This window comes from Pseudomonas mohnii (assembly GCF_900105115.1).
Taxonomy (GTDB): domain Bacteria; phylum Pseudomonadota; class Gammaproteobacteria; order Pseudomonadales; family Pseudomonadaceae; genus Aquipseudomonas; species Aquipseudomonas mohnii.
In genome coordinates this window covers 3,410,821-3,428,222 of the sequence record NZ_FNRV01000001.1, presented here as the reverse complement: position 1 = coordinate 3,428,222, position 17,402 = coordinate 3,410,821, and the positions used below count along the sequence as shown (strand labels likewise).

Annotated in this window: 10 protein-coding genes; 7 read left to right on the top strand and 3 right to left on the bottom strand. The window is 60.1% G+C overall.

All coding sequences use genetic code 11. The features are described 5' to 3' along the window. Window positions 1-8: 8 nt before the first annotated feature. Window positions 9-4,622, top strand: a complete 4,614-nt coding sequence (locus BLV61_RS15820) for a dermonecrotic toxin domain-containing protein (RefSeq protein ID WP_090466323.1) — start codon at window positions 9-11, stop codon at window positions 4,620-4,622. Continuing rightward, on the top strand, window positions 4,615-9,159 hold the full coding sequence (locus tag BLV61_RS15815) for a dermonecrotic toxin domain-containing protein (protein ID WP_090466322.1): 4,545 nt from the start codon (window positions 4,615-4,617) through the stop codon (window positions 9,157-9,159). Before BLV61_RS15820 ends, BLV61_RS15815 begins: the two co-directional genes overlap by 8 nt. Window positions 9,160-9,192: 33 nt before the next feature. Here BLV61_RS15815 and pdxR read toward each other — a convergent pair whose 3' ends face one another. Further along, a complete protein-coding gene (gene pdxR / locus BLV61_RS15810; protein ID WP_090466321.1) occupies window positions 9,193-10,746 on the bottom strand; it encodes a MocR-like pyridoxine biosynthesis transcription factor PdxR in 1,554 nt (517 codons plus the stop codon). Between the two features lie 92 nt (window positions 10,747-10,838). Between pdxR and BLV61_RS15805 the strand changes: the two genes are divergently transcribed. From BLV61_RS15805 to BLV61_RS15795, 3 genes are read left to right on the top strand one after another with little or no spacing between them, the layout of a single operon-like run. Then, window positions 10,839-11,462, top strand: a complete 624-nt coding sequence (locus BLV61_RS15805) for an FMN-binding negative transcriptional regulator (protein ID WP_047535246.1) — start codon at window positions 10,839-10,841, stop codon at window positions 11,460-11,462. A gap of 10 nt (window positions 11,463-11,472) precedes the next feature. Next, window positions 11,473-11,919, top strand: coding sequence for a GNAT family N-acetyltransferase (locus tag BLV61_RS15800; protein ID WP_090466319.1), 447 nt, complete (start codon window positions 11,473-11,475; stop codon window positions 11,917-11,919). 17 nt (window positions 11,920-11,936) lie between these two features. Then, on the top strand, window positions 11,937-12,608 hold the full coding sequence (locus BLV61_RS15795; protein ID WP_047535252.1) for a GNAT family N-acetyltransferase: 672 nt from the start codon (window positions 11,937-11,939) through the stop codon (window positions 12,606-12,608). A gap of 119 nt (window positions 12,609-12,727) precedes the next feature. Here BLV61_RS15795 and BLV61_RS15790 read toward each other — a convergent pair whose 3' ends face one another. Next, window positions 12,728-13,627, bottom strand: coding sequence for a homocysteine S-methyltransferase family protein (locus BLV61_RS15790; RefSeq protein ID WP_090466316.1), 900 nt, complete (start codon window positions 13,625-13,627; stop codon window positions 12,728-12,730). A 112-nt stretch (window positions 13,628-13,739) separates the two neighbouring features. Between BLV61_RS15790 and BLV61_RS15785 the strand changes: the two genes are divergently transcribed. Beyond that, window positions 13,740-14,561, top strand: coding sequence for an ABC transporter substrate-binding protein (locus BLV61_RS15785; protein ID WP_047535257.1), 822 nt, complete (start codon window positions 13,740-13,742; stop codon window positions 14,559-14,561). Then, entirely contained in the window at window positions 14,558-15,394 is an 837-nt protein-coding gene (locus BLV61_RS15780) for an amino acid ABC transporter permease (protein ID WP_090466314.1), read from the top strand. The genes BLV61_RS15785 and BLV61_RS15780 overlap by 4 nt, the downstream gene beginning before the upstream one ends. A gap of 108 nt (window positions 15,395-15,502) precedes the next feature. Here the strand turns inward: BLV61_RS15780 and oadA are convergent, their stop codons facing one another. Beyond that, complete coding sequence (gene oadA / locus BLV61_RS15775; protein WP_047535262.1) at window positions 15,503-17,311, bottom strand: sodium-extruding oxaloacetate decarboxylase subunit alpha; 1,809 nt, start codon at window positions 17,309-17,311, stop codon at window positions 15,503-15,505. Between the last annotated feature and the right edge of the window lie 91 nt (window positions 17,312-17,402).

The window sequence follows — 17,402 nt, the reverse complement described above, 5'->3', positions numbered from 1 at the left end:
ATGTGACCATGACCGACGCCACCCGCCCTCCCGTTTTACCCGGCCTTTCCTCCGACCAGAATGCGCTGCTCACCCAATTGGTCACCGGCCCCTCGATCAGGGAAGTCGCCACCCACGCGCTGCAGCCTGCCCTGAAAGCGCTGTACCCGAATCTACATATCGATCCGCGCCTGGCCATGGTGGTGATGCCAACCTGGGCCTATCACAATGGGCGCGTCGAACCCGGGCCACGGCACTTCAAATCGCTGACCGACACGCTGGTGCACCATGGTGTAGCGGGCACGCCAGTGATCTACCTCGACGGTGAACACTACCTCACGCTGCAGCCTCAGGAGCAGACGCCCGTACAACTGCCAGTCAGCATTGAGGCCATCGGGCGCCTGCTCAATGAGCTGGCGCCGTTGCTGTTTGTCGCGTTTCAAGAACAGCAGGTCGATTACTGGAACCAGTACACCCGCGCGTCGACTCCGCGCTGGCAGGAGCTGTCCAAATCCTTGCGCGATCTATGGAACATCGAGGCCAACCCGGACTGGGACAGCGACCAACACGCCATGGCCGGCAAACTGTTCGCCTACCCGGAAAAAAGCACACGCCGTTCCCATGACCCCTATCAGTCACGCGCCTGCCTGATCGACCTGGACGCCATGAGCGGTGCTGCCTCGACTCACGTCAACATCCTCGACATGGCAGTCCTGATCGGAACCCTGGGCACTCGAACCCTGGTTATCACTCACACCATCCCCCGTGGCTTCCAGACGTTCGACTCCCTGGAGGAACTGGGCGCGTCGTTGGTGGCGGACGTCGATGGGCAAACACCGGGCAACGTCCTGCATTGGCGCCTGATCGAACCCCAGGGCAATTATTTCGACCGCCTGGCGTGCAACCTCATCGCCCTGCAAGCCGACGCCATCGGTGCGCTGGCCAACGAACCCGCTGCAAGCAATCCAGACTTGGCGCCCCACGTCAGCCGCACCACCAGTGAGCTCGACCCGACGGACAAGCAGTCATCCTCGCGATTCAATCAGGTCGAGCAGTCGCTGCCTGACTGGATGGCCGATGCTTCTCCCACTGATCTCACCGCCTACAGTCGGCATCTGATGGACCTGGTGACCGTGCGTAATCAGAACGCCGGGAAGTCCTTTCAGGACGGGCTCAAGCCGATCCGCGAATTTGCGCTGGATCAACTGCGCGAGGCCATGCTCAACGATCATGCCGATGCGGCAGGACTGAACCTGGCGGACATCGAGATCGTGGTCGACAGCGTGGTGGTCTGGGGCAGCTTTGTGCCGATGGTGGAGCCCGAGCGCACGACCCTAAGCCTGGTCGACCTGGCACTGCAAAACCTGATTGCCCTGCCCCAGGGCAACAAATCCGTACGTAGCACCAGCGCCACAGCAGTGCCGCAATGGATGACGCCAAGCTATCTGGAGGCGCTGATCACTCGCGTCGACATCGGCCAGAAGTACCCGGCGCTGATCAAAAGCGAGCTGCTCGCCGACCCCGTTGAAAGCCTGCGGCGCCAGAACCTGTTCACCAGTCATTTGCGCGTAGAGTTACCGCTGCAGGCCTTACAGTTGAAGATTCGCAACCAGAACGGCATCGATGAGACCGGTTATCGCTATGTCGCCGCAGTGGTCCAGGTGCTCGACGCCAATCGCTGGGTGGACGGCCAGGAGATCGTGATTCGCCCACTGGCCTTCACGCCTGGCTGGCGTGTCGGGGGCGCCACCGATGAAGTGACCAACATGTTCGTGATCGGCCCCCGGCAGATGGACAAGGGACCATGCTTGCTTTACCGGCCAATGCTTGAGCAACCGTTGAGCCAGTACCCGACGCCGGCCAACCTGATCTACGCCATCAAACACTCGCCGATGTTGCGCCAATCGGTACTCGCCTGGCTGCCGGACGACGCCCGCGCCAACTACGCCAACTATACGTTCACCGGCGACCGACCTTCGGTCTGGAGCATTTCCCAACAGCTGGCCGACCCGTTGACCTCCCTGCAAATGAGCGGCCCGGTCACCCTTGGCCAACGGGTCCTCAGCGGCGTTTACCTGGCCACCTTGTACAAGGCCAACGTCAATGCGCTGGTTGAAATGGCGCAACGGCAATCGTTGTCCAATGCGCAATATCGCTGGGAGACTTTCAAACGCGTAGCCTGGACGCTGCTCAATGCCGCACTGCCCTTTCTCGGTCGCACCGTCGGGACGGCCGCGTGGATCTGGCAAGTGCTGGATGACGTGCAGCAAACCCTCGACGCTGCCGACAGTGGCGATCAGCAACGGACATCCGCCATGACCGATCTGTTGCTGACCCTGGCCATGGTGCTGGCCCATCACGCCAGTACGCGTAATTCGCCTGTGCGCAGAGCCGAGGAAAAGCCGATAGCAACAGCGATCGAGCCCCCCGAAAAACCGGCCCCGCAACCGGTGTCCGTCGTGCAGTTGCCCGACATTCCCAGCGAACACCCTCCCGCGCAACATCGCCAGTCCGTGGCGACCGATACGACCCTGGACCTTGCCAGAACCCTGGACCGCTTCAATATCACGCCACCCGAAGAGCTATCAGCGCCCGTCAACGACAGCGGCCTGTATCGTCACCTCTATCGAAAGGGCAACGCCTGTTACGCACCGGTGGGCGAGCGCTGGTTCGAGGTCGCGGTCGAGGACACGGGCGAAGTGTCGATCATCGACTCACGGGAGCAGCCTGTGCGCAGCGGTCCGGCGCTGATCCGCAACAACCGCGGCGAATGGTTCGTCGACACGCGCCTGCGCTTGCGGGGCGGCGGGCTGTCGAGCCAACGCAAGGCACTGAAGCAACAAAACCGTGCACGCATCACCGAACTCAAGAGTCAATTGGCCGAGTTTAACGACGGACGCGAGAAGGCACGCAAGGAGCTGACGGACGCCCACAACGCCATGAAAAATTCGGTCGGCGACGAGGCTCTGCTCACCGCGCAAACGCAATTCCTCGAGCAGCTCGAGCGACGCACCCAAGACTACGCCGCTCCCATCGAACAGATGAAATCCCTGAGCCTGCTGGAAACAGTGCCCAACTACCGGGCATCCATGATCGAGATGCTCGGCACTCAGCTGTTCTTCAACCAGACGTGGCTTGACCAACGCAGTCCAACGTTCGCTCAAACCCTGAGGGAAACCCTGGCGTTGCTGGAAGCTGAAGAAACGGCAGGGGGTGCCGGCGATCGCGCCACCTACCAGAAAATGACCGACCTGACCGAGGGCATGATCGGCAAAATCGAGTTTGCACAATCGCAGTTCCCGGCGTTGAGCCGACTCGGTAGAAGTGCTGCCGAGGTGGCCAGCACCTATCGGGCAAAATTGCCTGCTTTCAGCCTTAACGATCTCAAGGCACTCCAGGTTTCGCTGGCTCGCGACGTCTGTCTGAAAGAAGGAAACAGTGCTGGGTTGACTGATGCTCGAAGCGCATTCGAACGCCTGCTCGATACCACCAACCTGGTTATCCAGACGTCGCAGGAGTTGATGCTCAAAGACAGTACATGGGCTGAGGGCGACCGCATCGAAGGCCTCAACGGGATGCTCGAACAGTTTGCCGCCATCGACCAATCCTTCGAAGACTTCAGCCTCAGCCACAAGGAAGCGGTTCTGGAGCAACCGTTCAAACACGTACGTAAACGGATCAGCGAATTCCAGCAAGAGACCGAAGCCTATCTGGCGCAACTGCTGCGCGAACAACTGCCGGTGGAGCCCCGTCCCGGCCCTTCAAGGCCCGCACCGGCATCGCGCAAACGGGTCGTCAAAACGCGCTTCAAGGGTACGGTCGTTGGCGAAGTTCGTCCCTCGGCATCGGGACAACCGGTCCTGCTGGATGTGAAATCGCCCATGACCGGCAAAGTGATCGCCACCTTCCACGAGAAGACACCAGGCGTGTGGGTCGAGCGCGTGCAACCCAAGCGGCATCCAGCCATCCAGGTGCCCGAACTCCAGATGCAAATTGCTCAAGGCCAGACGTTGCTCGAGGGCGTGGAAACCTTCATTCGGCAAACCGAAGCGAGCGCAAAAAAGCCTGGCCGTATACCGGTGGAAATCGAGGAGTTGTTCCAGCACAAAGCCGAGCAACTCGACAAAAGCGCCAGGACACTGGAACAGACCCCGACCGGTTCGAATACAACGACCTCCACGACAGCGCTGGTGACGCAATTGAGCGCAGCGCGCGATCGACTCTATGCCGAGGGCTACCGAATCAGGGTCGAGATGATCAAGCAACAGCCGCCCACGGCCGCTCGCGTCGAATGGCTATCGGGCAAAAATGAAATCGATATCGTGCCGAATGGTGAACGGCGTCGACTCAAAGGCCCGCGCAAGGATTACCTGCAGGAATACGAGATTCGCGAGGCAGGCACCGGCCGACCGTTGTGGTACGCCCACTTCCACTATGCCGGCCCCGATAGCCCCGCCGAAGCGTTTACTGCCGCCCACCTGAAACTGCGTAATCAACGACTGATGGCCGGGGCATTCGATCTGAATTCGGCTTCCAGCAGCCAGCTGATCGCCATCTATCGCAGCGAAATCAGCCCGCCGCTGGCCAATTCACTGTTCTTTTCAAAAGCCTCGAACGTCAAGAAGGAAGTTGGCGATGACTGAACACCTGGAAGATACCGAAACGCCCGCACTGCTAAAAAAAAGCCAAGTGATTCACCAGACCAGCAGAGGCCCCACGGTCGATGAGGTCGCCGCCCTGCTACTGCGCCAAGCGCTGAAGGCGCGGTATCCCGAGCGCGATATCGACCCCGACCAAACCATGATCGGCACGCCTCAATGGCAAATCCTGGACGGCGTGCTCGAGGCGAGGCCCACACAGTTTGAATCGCTGACCCAGACGTTGATAAACCTGTTCGCTACCTCAACAAGCGTCAACTATCTCGAAGGCGAGCACTTCCTGACATTGAATCCCTTGGCCACGCCTGTCGTGCATCTGGATATCGATATCGAAGCCATCGCCGAGTTGCTCAATGACTATTCACCCCTGCTCTTGGTTGCCTATGGCGAACAGCAACTGGCCTATTGGAACCTCAAGGGGCAGCTGGCACCGCACTGGCTGGAGCTTTCCGCAGCCTTGCGCAAAGCCCTCAATGTTCAAAGTGTCAACGGTTGGGATAAGGATCAGTGTCGGGTGGCTCGCGCCATCTCGCGTCATCCTGATAAACAGTCGCGCCTGGCTCATGACCCGACGTTTTCGACTATTCAGGTCAGCCTCGTCGACTGTGACACCATCGACGCACAAGGCATCACCCGACACCAGACACTGGCCGGAGCCGCGGTGATTACAGGGCGCTATGAAGAGCGCGATCTGGTCATGATGTACACCGTGGGATATGGCTACGAAACCTTCAATTCACTGGAACAGTTAGGTGCTTCGTTGCCGGCCCGCCTCGATAAGCTGCCGCCCGGACAAAATTTGCAATGGCAACTGTTTGAACCGGAGGGCAATATTTTCGACCACATGGCTTGGGCCCTGATCGCCAACCAACTCGATTCCATTGCCGCGATTACAGCTCAAGGCCTTGCCGCCGAACTGGATACCCCTTTGGCTTCGGCTCCTCAGGTAGAAAACGCCAATATCCAGGAGCAAAACGCGCTCGTCGAGCTGGCCGACGCAATACCCGACTGGCTTTTTGGTGCTTCGGTGACGGACCTGGATCACTACAGCCAATCGATCAATGCGCTGGGCAAGCTGTACAGGCAGACGGACAAACAACTGTTCCGGATTCCGCCCATGACCACCTTCGCCCAGCAGCGCATGCGCGAAGCGATCGTGGCTGACAAACCATCCGCAACCGGACTGCCGCTCGATAGCCTCGAGATCACCATCACCAACAGCTTCGAGTCAGGTGGTTTGACGCTGCCCAACCCGCTCGATGTTCATACCGAAACGCTCGGCGAATACGCCGTTCAAAACTCCGCGCCGTATCAGGCAACGCTTCGATTCAACCCGCCGCAAACGGTCCCCGAATGGCTGGATGAAGGCTACCTGACGAAGATCGCGAGCAAGGTCGATATTGGCGAGGCGTATCCGCGCCTGATCAAGGACAAATTGATTGACGATCCGGTGCAGGCACCCTTGCAGGAGCACTTCTACATCAGCCAGTTGCGCGCTTTGCTGCCGCTGATTGCGCTGGAGTGCAAGATCCGGCGCATTGGCGGCGTAGACGAATTGGGGTGTCGCTATGTGCGCGAATGGCTCAAGCCGATGCCCGGTCACGCTCAACCGGTGGTCATTCGTCCCCTGACCTTCATCCGGGCCGGGGAAACCGCCGGCGACACCGTTGCCAATATGTTCATCATCGCTGCGCGCCAGCCAGAGAAGGGTCCTTGCCTGCTCTATCGCCCGCTGTTCGAACAACCGTTGCTGCAATTCCCGTCAGCGCAAAACCTGCTGTACGCCTTGCACCAGCCAGGCGAACTGAGGGACTCGGTGCTGGCGTGGCTGCCCGATTCCACCCTCGCTTTCAAATACGCCCAATACACGTTTCCCATCGGCTTTCCCAACCCGTGGCTGAGCGTACAACTGCTCTCCGAACCCTGGACATCCTCGGGCTGGGCCGGTCCCGTCGAACTTTCTTCAACGGAACTGAGCGGCGATGTATTCCCCACCCTGTTCAAGAACCATGCCCTGGCCATGGCCGAACTCGCCGACCGCCAATCGTTATCCAATGCACAACGACGCTGGGCCCTGCTTCGGAACAGCGGTTGGGCGCTGTTCAACATTGCCTCGAATTTTCTCAGTGGCCCGGCAGGGGCTGCGGTTTGGGTCTGGCAAAGCATCAGCGAAATCGAGCAAGTTCTGGACGCGCACAATCGCGGTGATGCTCATGCTCAATGGAGCGCCATCGCCGATATGCTTCTGAACCTGGGCATGCTCCTGGCGCAACATGCCGCCACTCGACGCAGGGCCAGGCTTAAGGCTGGGCCACGGGACGAGCACGACAGGCGGCTCAAGGTCGGCGTCACGCCATCGACTGCACTTGCCAAGCCCACCGTGACGTTAATGACGACACCTTTGACCGGCGAACTTGCGTCCAGCCATTACTCGTCACTTGAGCCCGGCGGCTCAGTGCCCCATCGCTCAGGCACGGCATTGGCGCTGTATCTGGAGGGCCTGAAAGTGCCGACTGTCGACCTCACGACTCCGTCGCTGGAAACCCTCTCGCACGATACCGCGCCCTTGTATCGCCTGGACGGCAACACCTACGCACAGGTTGGCGAGCGCTGGTTCCGTGTCGTGGAAAACGACAACGAGCAGGTGCAAATCGTCGATCCGCAGACCCCCTCGAAAACCGGCCCGCTGTTGATTCATAACACGCAAGGACAGTGGTTTGTCGACACCCGATTGCGCTTGCGCGGGGGCGCCGGGGGCACCAGTCTGCAAAGCCAGCTCAAAGCACAACGCAAGGCCAAGGAGCAGCAGAAGAAACGACTGGGCGTTGCGCTGGAGACTTTCAAAGGCCAGGAGGTCGCCAACAATGCCGAGTTGAAGGAGGCCTATACAGAAATGCTGGGCGCAACCGGGCTCGCGCACGAGCAGGCGACACAGCGTTACGTCGCTCGTCTGGAAAAGCTGATCGATGATTACGATCAGGCATTGAAAAATCTCGAGCAATGGCGTCTCACAGGAGGAACCAAAGGCTATCTCAACGATTTAGAGCGCATGACCATCGTGCTGCAAAAGAACATCTGCCTGTGGCTCGTATTCAAGCGCAACGACTACGCCAAACTCACCGAAATACTGGCGCAAGACACGGTCATCGACTCCAACGCTTTATTGCAGACGCATGTTCAGGGAGTCAGGCAGGCGTTGGCATTGAGCCAGGAGATCATCGCCCGCCTGCAGCTTTCCCAGGCATCGCTTGAGAACCTGGAGGCGGCTGGTCACGCGGGCATGACCACCTCGCAAAGCCTGCGAGAGCTGCTTCCCGCTTTTAATCAGTGGGACTTGAAGTCCAACGAAATCGGCATGTCCCACGAGTTGTGCGTGCGCGGTACCGCCTCCGATAACGACGAGCCGGCGCGTGAAGCGGTCGGCTCGTTGATTATCGAGGCCGCAACCGCCACCCACCAGCATGCCGCCTTGATCAGAACGCACGACAGCGGTGAAGCCACCGCACAGCGCATCGACACTCTGAGCCGGCTGATCGATGTCTACGCCGATGTGAATCAGCGTCTCGAAGACCTGCCCGGCGAATACCCCGACAAGGTGGAAGCGTCCGAGCTTAAACGGGTCAGCGCATTGATCGGCGAGTTCAAGCAACTGGCTCAGACGCAACTGAATACGCTACTGCCCGAGGTTAGACAAAACGATCCACCGGTGATGCCCAAACCCGCCGTTGCCGGTCCCTCCCGCCCTATTGGCAAAGTCACCAAGACTCGACCACGTGACTCTGCGCCCGCCAAGGCTTCCACAGCGGACGAACTGCCCCTGAGGGAAGTACTTCCCGCCAGGCCGGCCCCCGGTCTACAGCCCGTGCTGGATGACGTCGACACAGTCGACGATGCCTTGACCCTGAATGAGGACGTACAGGCGTTCATTGATCGAACCCGCAAAGATGCCTTCAAGCCCAATCGTATTCCAGCGGACATGCAGGATCTTTTCGATCATCAGGCTCAACGACTGGAGCAGGCAGCGATCAATGTCGAGCAGGCACTGGAGCGCATACGCGCATCGGGCGGAGCGCGGCTTCCTGTGGGCAACCTGAGCGGGGAGCTCAAGAGTGCAGCCGTCCGGTTACGTGCTCAGGGCGTCAGTATCCGCGCCAGCCTGCTCAAGGATCGGCAGCCCCGACAGGCGTATTTGCAGTGGCTGCTGGATAACAACCAGGTGCGCATCGTCAAGAACGGCCAAGGCCGGATCAGGACCAAAAAACGCCGGGACTACTTTCAGGAGTACCAGGTGCTGGACATCGCCGGCCACGACAAGCCGCTGTGGCTCGCGCATTTTCACTATGCGTCCGTGGATGCGCCGCTGGAGCAATACACCGCCGCACACCTGAAAATCGCCGAACCGCACCTGCAGCAATTCTCGGCCGAACGGCGCCAGGCACTGACCACTCTGACGCCACTGGACTACGTGCTGCGGCGCATCAACGATCCGTCCCCGTTCTTCAAACTCGAGACGCAACCTTGACGTGCGCGTGGGCGGCACGACTGGCCGCCCTCTTCAGCCGGCACGCCACACCGTGCGTAATCGCGCCAGCGCCGCTTCGATCGATTTCTCGGGCACCGCGGCAAAGCCCAGCACCAGCCCGGCACGCTGATCGATCGGGGTGGCGGAGTCCGGCAGCCAATAACTGCTCAGGCCATTGATCTCGACATCGACACCACGTGCCCATTCGATCAGTTCCTGCTCGCGCGCCACACTCTCGACCGGCACGGTCATGTGCAGCCCGGCGGCAACCGTGGGTAACGGGCCGACGCCGGGCATGTCCAGCGGCCAACCATTGAGCAGCGTGTTGCGCCGACTCAACGCCGCACGGCGCATGCGGCGAATATGTCGCTGGAAGTGCCCCGCCGCCATGAACTCGGCCATCACCGCCTGGGTGCTGACTTCGGAATGGCGAACATCAACGGCACGGCGCTGGGAAAACGCATCCACCAGCCCTGTCGGCAATACCAGATACCCCAGACGCAAGGCAGGGAACGCCACCTTGCCGAACGTGCCGACGTAAAGCACCCGGCCTTGCCGGTCCAATGCCGCCAAGGGAGCCAGCGGTGCGCCGCTGTAGCGGTACTCGCCATCGTAATCATCCTCGACGATCCAGCCCTGCGTGCGCTCGGCCCAGGCCAGCAACTCCAGACGACGCGCCAGGCTCATGACCACCCCTGTCGGGTACTGATGCGAGGGCGTGACGTAGGTCAGCCGGCAGTCACTGAGCATGGCCAGCTCGTCGCAGTCGATGCCCTCGCTGTCCACGGCGACCCCGTGCAACCGCGCACCGGCGACGGCAAACGCATGGCCCGCCGCGCGATACCCCGGATTTTCAATCGCCACGCCGTCACCCGGCTCCACCAGCAACTGTGCACAAAGGCTGATCCCCTGCTGCGCACCACTGGTGATCACTATTTGCTCAGCCGTGCACTGCATGCCTCGCGAACTGCGCAAGTAGGCCGCAATCAACCCGCGTAATCGGGCATCGCCTGCCGGGTCGCCGTAACACAACTGCTGCAGATCGGGTTTACGCCAGAAAGCCGCATTCAGCTTGGCCCAGACCTCAAAGGGAAACAGATCGAACGCCGGAACACCGACCCGAAATGCTCGCGGCGGACCACTCGGCGGCATCGCAAGATGGTTCTTTTCAACGCGCGCCAACGCATCGCTGTGGATAACTTTGCTGGATGAAACCACAGGTAAATCCAGCCAATTTGTGGATAAGGCTGTGGGTAAGCCTGTTGACAACCCTGTGGATACTTTTGTGGATAGTTTTTTTGCCGGTATTGCGGTTTGCGGTAGCTGAGCCACATAGGTCCCGTCACCAACGCGCCCTTCGATAAATCCTTCGGCATAGAGCTGATCGTAGGCACGCACCACGCTGTTACGGGAAATCGCCAACGCTGCGGCCAGATCACGACTGGCCGGCAGTCGCGTACCGCTGGCCAATCGCCCATCGAGGACGCGAAGGCGCAAAGCCTGATAGAGCTGGCGGCTCAGCCCCTGGCGGCGGTCGAGTTCGATACCAGCGGGATTGAACGACAAGGAAAGCGGCGCGTCCGTCATGGCAATGGACCTATGAAATTGGTCGTTAATGGCTCTTACAACAGACCAATAGCCTGCCTAGGATGCAGACATTCGCCAAGGAAAATATCCCCATGTACACGCCGCGCGCTTTTGCCATCGACGAGTTGTCCCAACTGCATGAACTGATCCTCGCCACCCGCCTCGCCATATTGGTTACCCAGGGCGAGAGCGGTCTGCAAGCCAGTCATGTGCCGGTGCTGCTGCATTGCGAACAAGGCTCGAACGGCACGTTGTACGGGCATCTGGCCAAAGCCAACCCACAGTGGAAAGACCTGCGCGACGGTGCCGAAGCCCTGCTGATTTTTGCCGGTGCCGACGCCTACGTCAGCCCCGGCTTCTACCCGAGCAAGGCCGAACACGGCAAAGTCGTGCCAACCTGGAACTACGTCGCCGTACACGCCTATGGCCGAGCCGAAACGTTCAGCGATGGCGGGCGGCTGCTGGACATCGTCAGCACCCTCACCGACCGCCATGAAGCTGGCCGCACTCAACCGTGGTCAGTGGCCGATGCCCCCGCCGATTACATCGACGGCATGCTCAAGGCCATCGTCGGTTTCGCCATTCCCATCGACCGTCTGGAAGGCAAGCGCAAGCTCAGCCAGAACCGCAGCGCCGCCGACATCGCCGGCGTACGTGAAGGCCTGGCCGCCAGCCCCGAAGTCAACGACCAAACCCTTGCCCAATTGATGCGCTAAGGAATTCGCCATGAGTCAAATCGACATTCGCCCAGTCACCGCCGATGATCACGCCGCGTGGTTGCCGTTGTGGCAGGCCTACCTGCGCTTCTACAACACCGAATTGCCGGATGCCGTCACCCAAAGCACCGGGCAGCGCATCCTCGCCACAAACGAACCGACCCACGCCGCTCTGGCCTGGGCCGACGGCAAAGCCGTGGGCATGGTGCATTTCATCTACCATCGTTCAAACTGGAGCATCGAAAATTCCTGCTACCTGCAAGATTTGCTGGTAGTGCCAGAAACCCGCGGCACGGGCGTGGGCCGCCAGTTGATTGAATTCGTCTACACCACAGCCAAGGCCGACGGTTGCTGCAAGGTGCATTGGCTGACCCACGAAACCAACGCCACCGCGATCCAGCTCTACGAGCGCATCGCCGAACGTCCCGGTTTCATCCAGTTTCGCAAAGCCATTTAAGGTTCAAGGAGAACAACATGTCGATTTCACTCGCGGACTGGAAAGGCGTCCCGGCACCCTCGGTCCAACTCATCGAAGGGCGTTTCATCCGCCTGGAAAAACTCGACCCGGCGCGCCACGGCGACGGTCTGTTCGAAGTCCTGCAAGGCCCGGGCGCCGACCCCAAACTCTGGGACTACTTGCCTTACGGTCCCTTCCCCCAGCGCAGCGCGTTCAATGATTGGCTGAACAACCATGCGGCCAATAGCGACCCGTACTTCTTCAGCGTGATCGATAAAGCCACAGGCGAGGTTCAAGGCATTCTCAGCCTGATGTCGATCGTGCCGGCCCAGGGTCGCATCGAAATCGGCCATGTGACCTTCGGCGCGCCGATGCAACGCTCGCCAAAGAGTACCGAGGCGGTTTACCTGTTGGCCAAGGAATCATTCGCCCTGGGTTACCGGCGCCTGGAATGGAAATGCAACAACGCCAACGCCCGCTCCAAATACGCGGCCGAGCGGTTGGGATTCAGTTTTGAAGGCGTGTTTCGCCAGCACATGGTGGTCAAGGGACAGAACCGCGATACCGCGTGGTACTCGATCCTCGATTCGGAATGGCCGGCGATTGGTGCCGGGTTCGCGCGCTGGTTGAGCGATGAGAACCAGACGGAATCGGGGCAGGTGAAAACCCTGGCAGAGTGCCGCGGGTAGATCTTTAGTGCCTGGACGGGCGCCTTCGCGGGCAAGCCTCGCTCCTGCAGGGTCTTGCGATGGTCACATTATCGTGGCCAGTCCAAACCTTGTGGGAGCAAGCCCGCCCGCGAATGGCTTCACGCCAGTTTCTGGGCAAGCACAGCAATATGCTCCGGCCCGATCCCGCAGCACCCGCCCAAATGGCTCGCCCCACGCTTGCGCCAATCCGCCGCCCATTGCAGGTAACCTGGCGGATCGAGATCGTCGCGCAACGGGTCCAGCCCATCATTAGCCGTCGCCTCTTTCGGTTGCGGCGGGAAGGCATTGGCGTACGCACCGATTTGAATGTTCACCCCCAACCGTTCAAACGCTTCCCGCGCCGCATCAATCGCCGCGCCGATCACTTCCGGCTGGCTGCAGTTGAACAGCAACGTCTCGACGCCCAGCTCAACCGCCACTGCCGCCGCCTCGGCCACTGGCTCGCCAGAACGCAAACGCGGAACTTCGTCGACGTCTTCATCCTTCAAGGTAAACGACAGCCAGAACGGCTTGCCGTCCTTCGGCAGACCGGCGTGTATCGCTCGCGCCTCAACGATCGAGCTCTGGGTTTCCGCCAGCCATAGGTCAACATGCGGCGCGAGCCCCTTCACCAGTGGCGTCAGCAATTCAGTGACACGTTTGGCGTCGAACAGGTCCGGACGATAAGAACCAAACAGCGGAGGCAATGAACCTGCCACGCGCACCGGTTTGCCCGCCGCATCGACTGCTCGCCGCGCCAGCTCACCGGCCAATGCCGCGAGGGCCTGACCTTCAGCGGCGAAACGCTCTTCACCGATATGGAACGGCACCACCGCGTAGCTGTTGCTGGTGATCACATTCGCGCCGCTTTCGATATAAGCCGCGTGCACCGCCTCTACCGCTTGCGGTGCTTCGCTCAAGGCCAGCGCCGACCATTCGGGCTGCCTGAATGGAGCCCCTCGGCGCTGCAACTCGCGGCCCATGCCACCATCCAGAATCACTGTGCTTGCTGCGCCCATATGCTATTCACTCATAAGCTTATGAAAATAACTCACTACCAGAGTCGTTGTTATAACTATTTAATACGCACCAATCGGTTAATAACAATCATTTTTTTATCAGGGATCGACTGTGAAATTCCAACCGCTACTGGCCCTGGGCCTGACGATTCTGGCTGCCTCCACCCAAGCCTTTGGCGGCGCCACGCTGGATCGCATCGAACAAAAGAAAGAACTGGTGGGCGTGTTGATGGAAAGTTATCCACCGTTCTCGTTCCTCAACGACCAGAACCAACTCGACGGTTTCGACGTCGACGTGGCTAAAGCCGTGGCCGAGAAGCTGGGTGTGAAACTGCGCCTCGAAACCCCGTCCTGGGATGTGATTGCCGCTGGCCGCTGGAGTGGTCGTTACGACATCTGTATCTGCTCCATGACCCCGAGCAAAGCCCGCGCCGAGGTCTTCGACTTCCCGGTCGAGTACTACGCCTCGCCGGCGGTGATCGTGGTGAACGCCAAGGATGAACGCATTCACAATGCCAAGGACCTGAGCGGCAAGAAAGTTGGCCTCACCAGCGCCTCCAGCTACGAAAGCTACCTGAACAAAAACCTGGTGATCGAAGGCGCCGAAGACACGCAATTGCAGTACCCGTTCGAAGACGTGCAGATCGCCCCGTATGACACCGACAACGTCGCCTTCCAGGACCTGGGCCTGGGGGCCGGGGTTCGACTGGACGCGATTCTCACTAACCTGGTGACCGCCCAACCGCGCCTGAACGAAGACAAGCGCTTCAAACTGGCCGGCGACCCGCTGTACTCGGAGCCGAACTCGGTCGCCATTGAAAAGGGTGACGCCCAGTGGGACAGCAAAGTACGTGAAGTCTTCGCCCAGTTGAAACAGGACGGCACATTGAGCAAGCTCTCGCAAAAATGGATCGGCGCCGATATCAGTAAATGACTTCTTTCCAGCAACCTCTCCAGCCACCGCAACCGGTGGCTGAGTCACGACTGCAACGGATCTTCAGTTTCCGCACGCGGCTGTACCTGACCTGGGCGGCCATGCTCGGGTTGTTCACCAGCTTCTTCCTGAGCTTCGACCTGAAGTTCTCAATCATCCTCGACAAACTGCCCAACCTCGTCGGCCTGCACCTGGCGCCCAACGGCTTCCTGCAAGGTGCGGCGCTGACGTTGTTTCTGTGCCTGTGCTCTATCGTCGCCTCATCGCTGCTGGGTTTCATCACCGCCCTGGGGCGGCTGTCGAAAAGCGCCGTGGCGTTCGGCATCGCCAGTTTCTACGCCTCGTTCTTTCGCGGCACACCCTTGCTGATACAGATTCTGTTGATCTACCTCGGCCTGCCTCAACTGGGCGTCGTACCGGGCGCCATCGCGGCCGGGATCATCGCCCTGTCGCTGAACTACGGCGCCTACCTGAGCGAAATCTTTCGCGCAGGCATCCTCGGCGTTCCCCATGGCCAACGGGAAGCATCACTGGCCCTGGGCATGCGCGAAACCGTGATTTTCTGGCGCGTCACCCTGCCCCAAGCCATGCGCACCATCATCCCGCCGACCACCAACCAGTTCATCTCCATGCTCAAGGACTCGTCGCTGATCTCGGTGATGGGGGTTTGGGAAGTGATGTTTTTGGCGCAATCCTATGGGCGGTCGAGCTATCGGTACATTGAGATGCTGACGACTGCGGCGGTGATTTACTGGCTGATGTCGATTGGATTGGAGTTGATTCAGGCAAGAATGGAGCGGCACTACGGGAAGGCGTATTTGCATAACCGATGAGTTCACTTGAAGTGTGGTGACTTCATAAATACGACTCGGCCAACAACGCAAAAAAAAGGGGAGCACATGCCCCCCCGAGGTTTAAAGCGTTTTATCGAGGCTGTTAAATCAGCCTTCGATCTCGATCAGGATCTCGCCCGGATTCACCCGGTCACCCTTGGCCACGTGAATGGCAGTGACCTTACCGGCGATGGCGGCCTGGACTTCGGTTTCCATCTTCATCGCTTCGGTGATCAGCACAGCCTGGCCAGCCTTGACGGTGTCGCCTTCCTTGACCAACACGTCGACGATGTTGCCCGGCATGGTGGTGCTGACGTGTCCCGGCTCAGTGGCTTGCTTGCGCTTGCTGCTGCCGCCGCTGACGAACTCGTTGAGCGGCTCGAACACGACTTCTTCCGGCATGCCATCGATGGACAGGTAGAAGTGACGCTTGCCTTCGGCCTTCACGCCCACGCCGGTGATGTCGACGCGGTAAGTTTCGCCATGGACGTCAATGACGAATTCGGTCGGTACGCCTTCGCCGCCCGCCGAGGCCATGCCGCCGGCTTCTGGAATAGGCAACAACACTTCCGGCGTCAGGGTGCCAGCGGCACGTTCTTCAAGGAACTTGCGGCCAATGTCCGGGAACATGGCGAAGGTCAGCACATCCTCTTCAGACTTGGCCAGGGCACCGATGTCGGCACGCAGTTTGGCCATTTCCGGCTTGAGCAGGTCGGCCGGGCGAACGTCGATAACCTCTTCGCTGCCGATGGCCTGGCGACGCAGTTGCTCGTTCACGGTGCCCGGCGCCTTGCCGTAACCGCCTTGCAGATAGAGCTTCACTTCGTTGGTGATGGTCTTGTAACGCTCACCGGCGAGCACGTTGAAGAACGCCTGGGTGCCAACGATCTGCGAGGTCGGGGTCACCAGCGGCGGGAAACCGAGGTCTTCGCGAACGCGCGGGATTTCAGCCAGCACTTCGCCCATACGGTTCAAAGCGCCCTGCTCTTTCAACTGGTTGGCCAGGTTGGAAATCATCCCGCCCGGAACCTGGTTGACTTGAACACGGGTGTCGACGGCGGTGAATTCGCTTTCGAACTGGTGGTATTTCTTGCGCACGGCGTAGAAGTACAGGCCGATCTCTTGCAGCAGTTCCAGATTCAGGCCGGTGTCGAACTCGGTGCCTTTCAGGGCGGCAACCATCGACTCGGTGCCCGGGTGGCTGGTGCCAGAGGCGAAGCTGGAGATCGCGGTGTCGATGTGGTCGGCGCCGTTTTCGATCGCCTTGAGCTGGCACATCGCGGCCAGACCCGCGGTGTCGTGGGAGTGAATGAATACGGGCAGCGACTGCTCGGATTTCAAGGCCTTGACCAATTCGCCGGTGGCGTACGGCGTCAGCAGGCCGGCCATGTCCTTGATCGCCACCGAGTCGCAGCCCATGGCTTCCATTTGCTTGGCTTGCGCCACGAACGCGTCGATGGTGTGCACCGGGCTGGTGGTGTAGGCGATGGTGCCCTGGGCGTGTTTGCCGGCGGCTTTCACCGCTTCGATGGCTACGCGCAGGTTACGCACGTCGTTCATGGCGTCGAAGATACGGAATACGTCGATGCCATTGACCGCCGCCTTGGCCACGAACGCCCTGACCACGTCGTCGCTGTAGTGGCGGTAGCCCAACAGGTTCTGGCCGCGCAGGAGCATTTGCAGGCGGGTGTTAGGCAACGCGGCGCGCAGTTGACGCAGACGCTCCCACGGGTCTTCTTTGAGGAAGCGGACGCAGGCGTCGAAAGTCGCGCCGCCCCAGCACTCCAGCGACCAGTAGCCGACTTTGTCGAGCTTGTCGCAGATCGGCAGCATGTCTTCGGTGCGCATGCGCGTGGCGAGCAGCGATTGGTGGGCGTCGCGCAGGATGGTGTCGGTAACGAAGATCTTTTTAGTCATTGGTATCTCCTCATAGCGACAAGTTTCAAGCTACAAGCTGCAAGAAAAAGCCAATCTGCTTTTACTTGAAGCTTGCCGCTGACAACTTGCA

Coding starts and splice junctions, on each gene's coding strand:
- BLV61_RS15820 (WP_090466323.1), top strand. CDS start 9: ATGACCGACGCCACCCGCCCTCCCGTTTTACCCGGCCTTTCCTCCGAC.
- BLV61_RS15815 (WP_090466322.1), top strand. CDS start 4,615: ATGACTGAACACCTGGAAGATACCGAAACGCCCGCACTGCTAAAAAAA.
- pdxR (WP_090466321.1), bottom strand. CDS start 10,746: ATGACGGACGCGCCGCTTTCCTTGTCGTTCAATCCCGCTGGTATCGAA.
- BLV61_RS15805 (WP_047535246.1), top strand. CDS start 10,839: ATGTACACGCCGCGCGCTTTTGCCATCGACGAGTTGTCCCAACTGCAT.
- BLV61_RS15800 (WP_090466319.1), top strand. CDS start 11,473: ATGAGTCAAATCGACATTCGCCCAGTCACCGCCGATGATCACGCCGCG.
- BLV61_RS15795 (WP_047535252.1), top strand. CDS start 11,937: ATGTCGATTTCACTCGCGGACTGGAAAGGCGTCCCGGCACCCTCGGTC.
- BLV61_RS15790 (WP_090466316.1), bottom strand. CDS start 13,627: ATGGGCGCAGCAAGCACAGTGATTCTGGATGGTGGCATGGGCCGCGAG.
- BLV61_RS15780 (WP_090466314.1), top strand. CDS start 14,558: ATGACTTCTTTCCAGCAACCTCTCCAGCCACCGCAACCGGTGGCTGAG.
- oadA (WP_047535262.1), bottom strand. CDS start 17,311: ATGACTAAAAAGATCTTCGTTACCGACACCATCCTGCGCGACGCCCAC.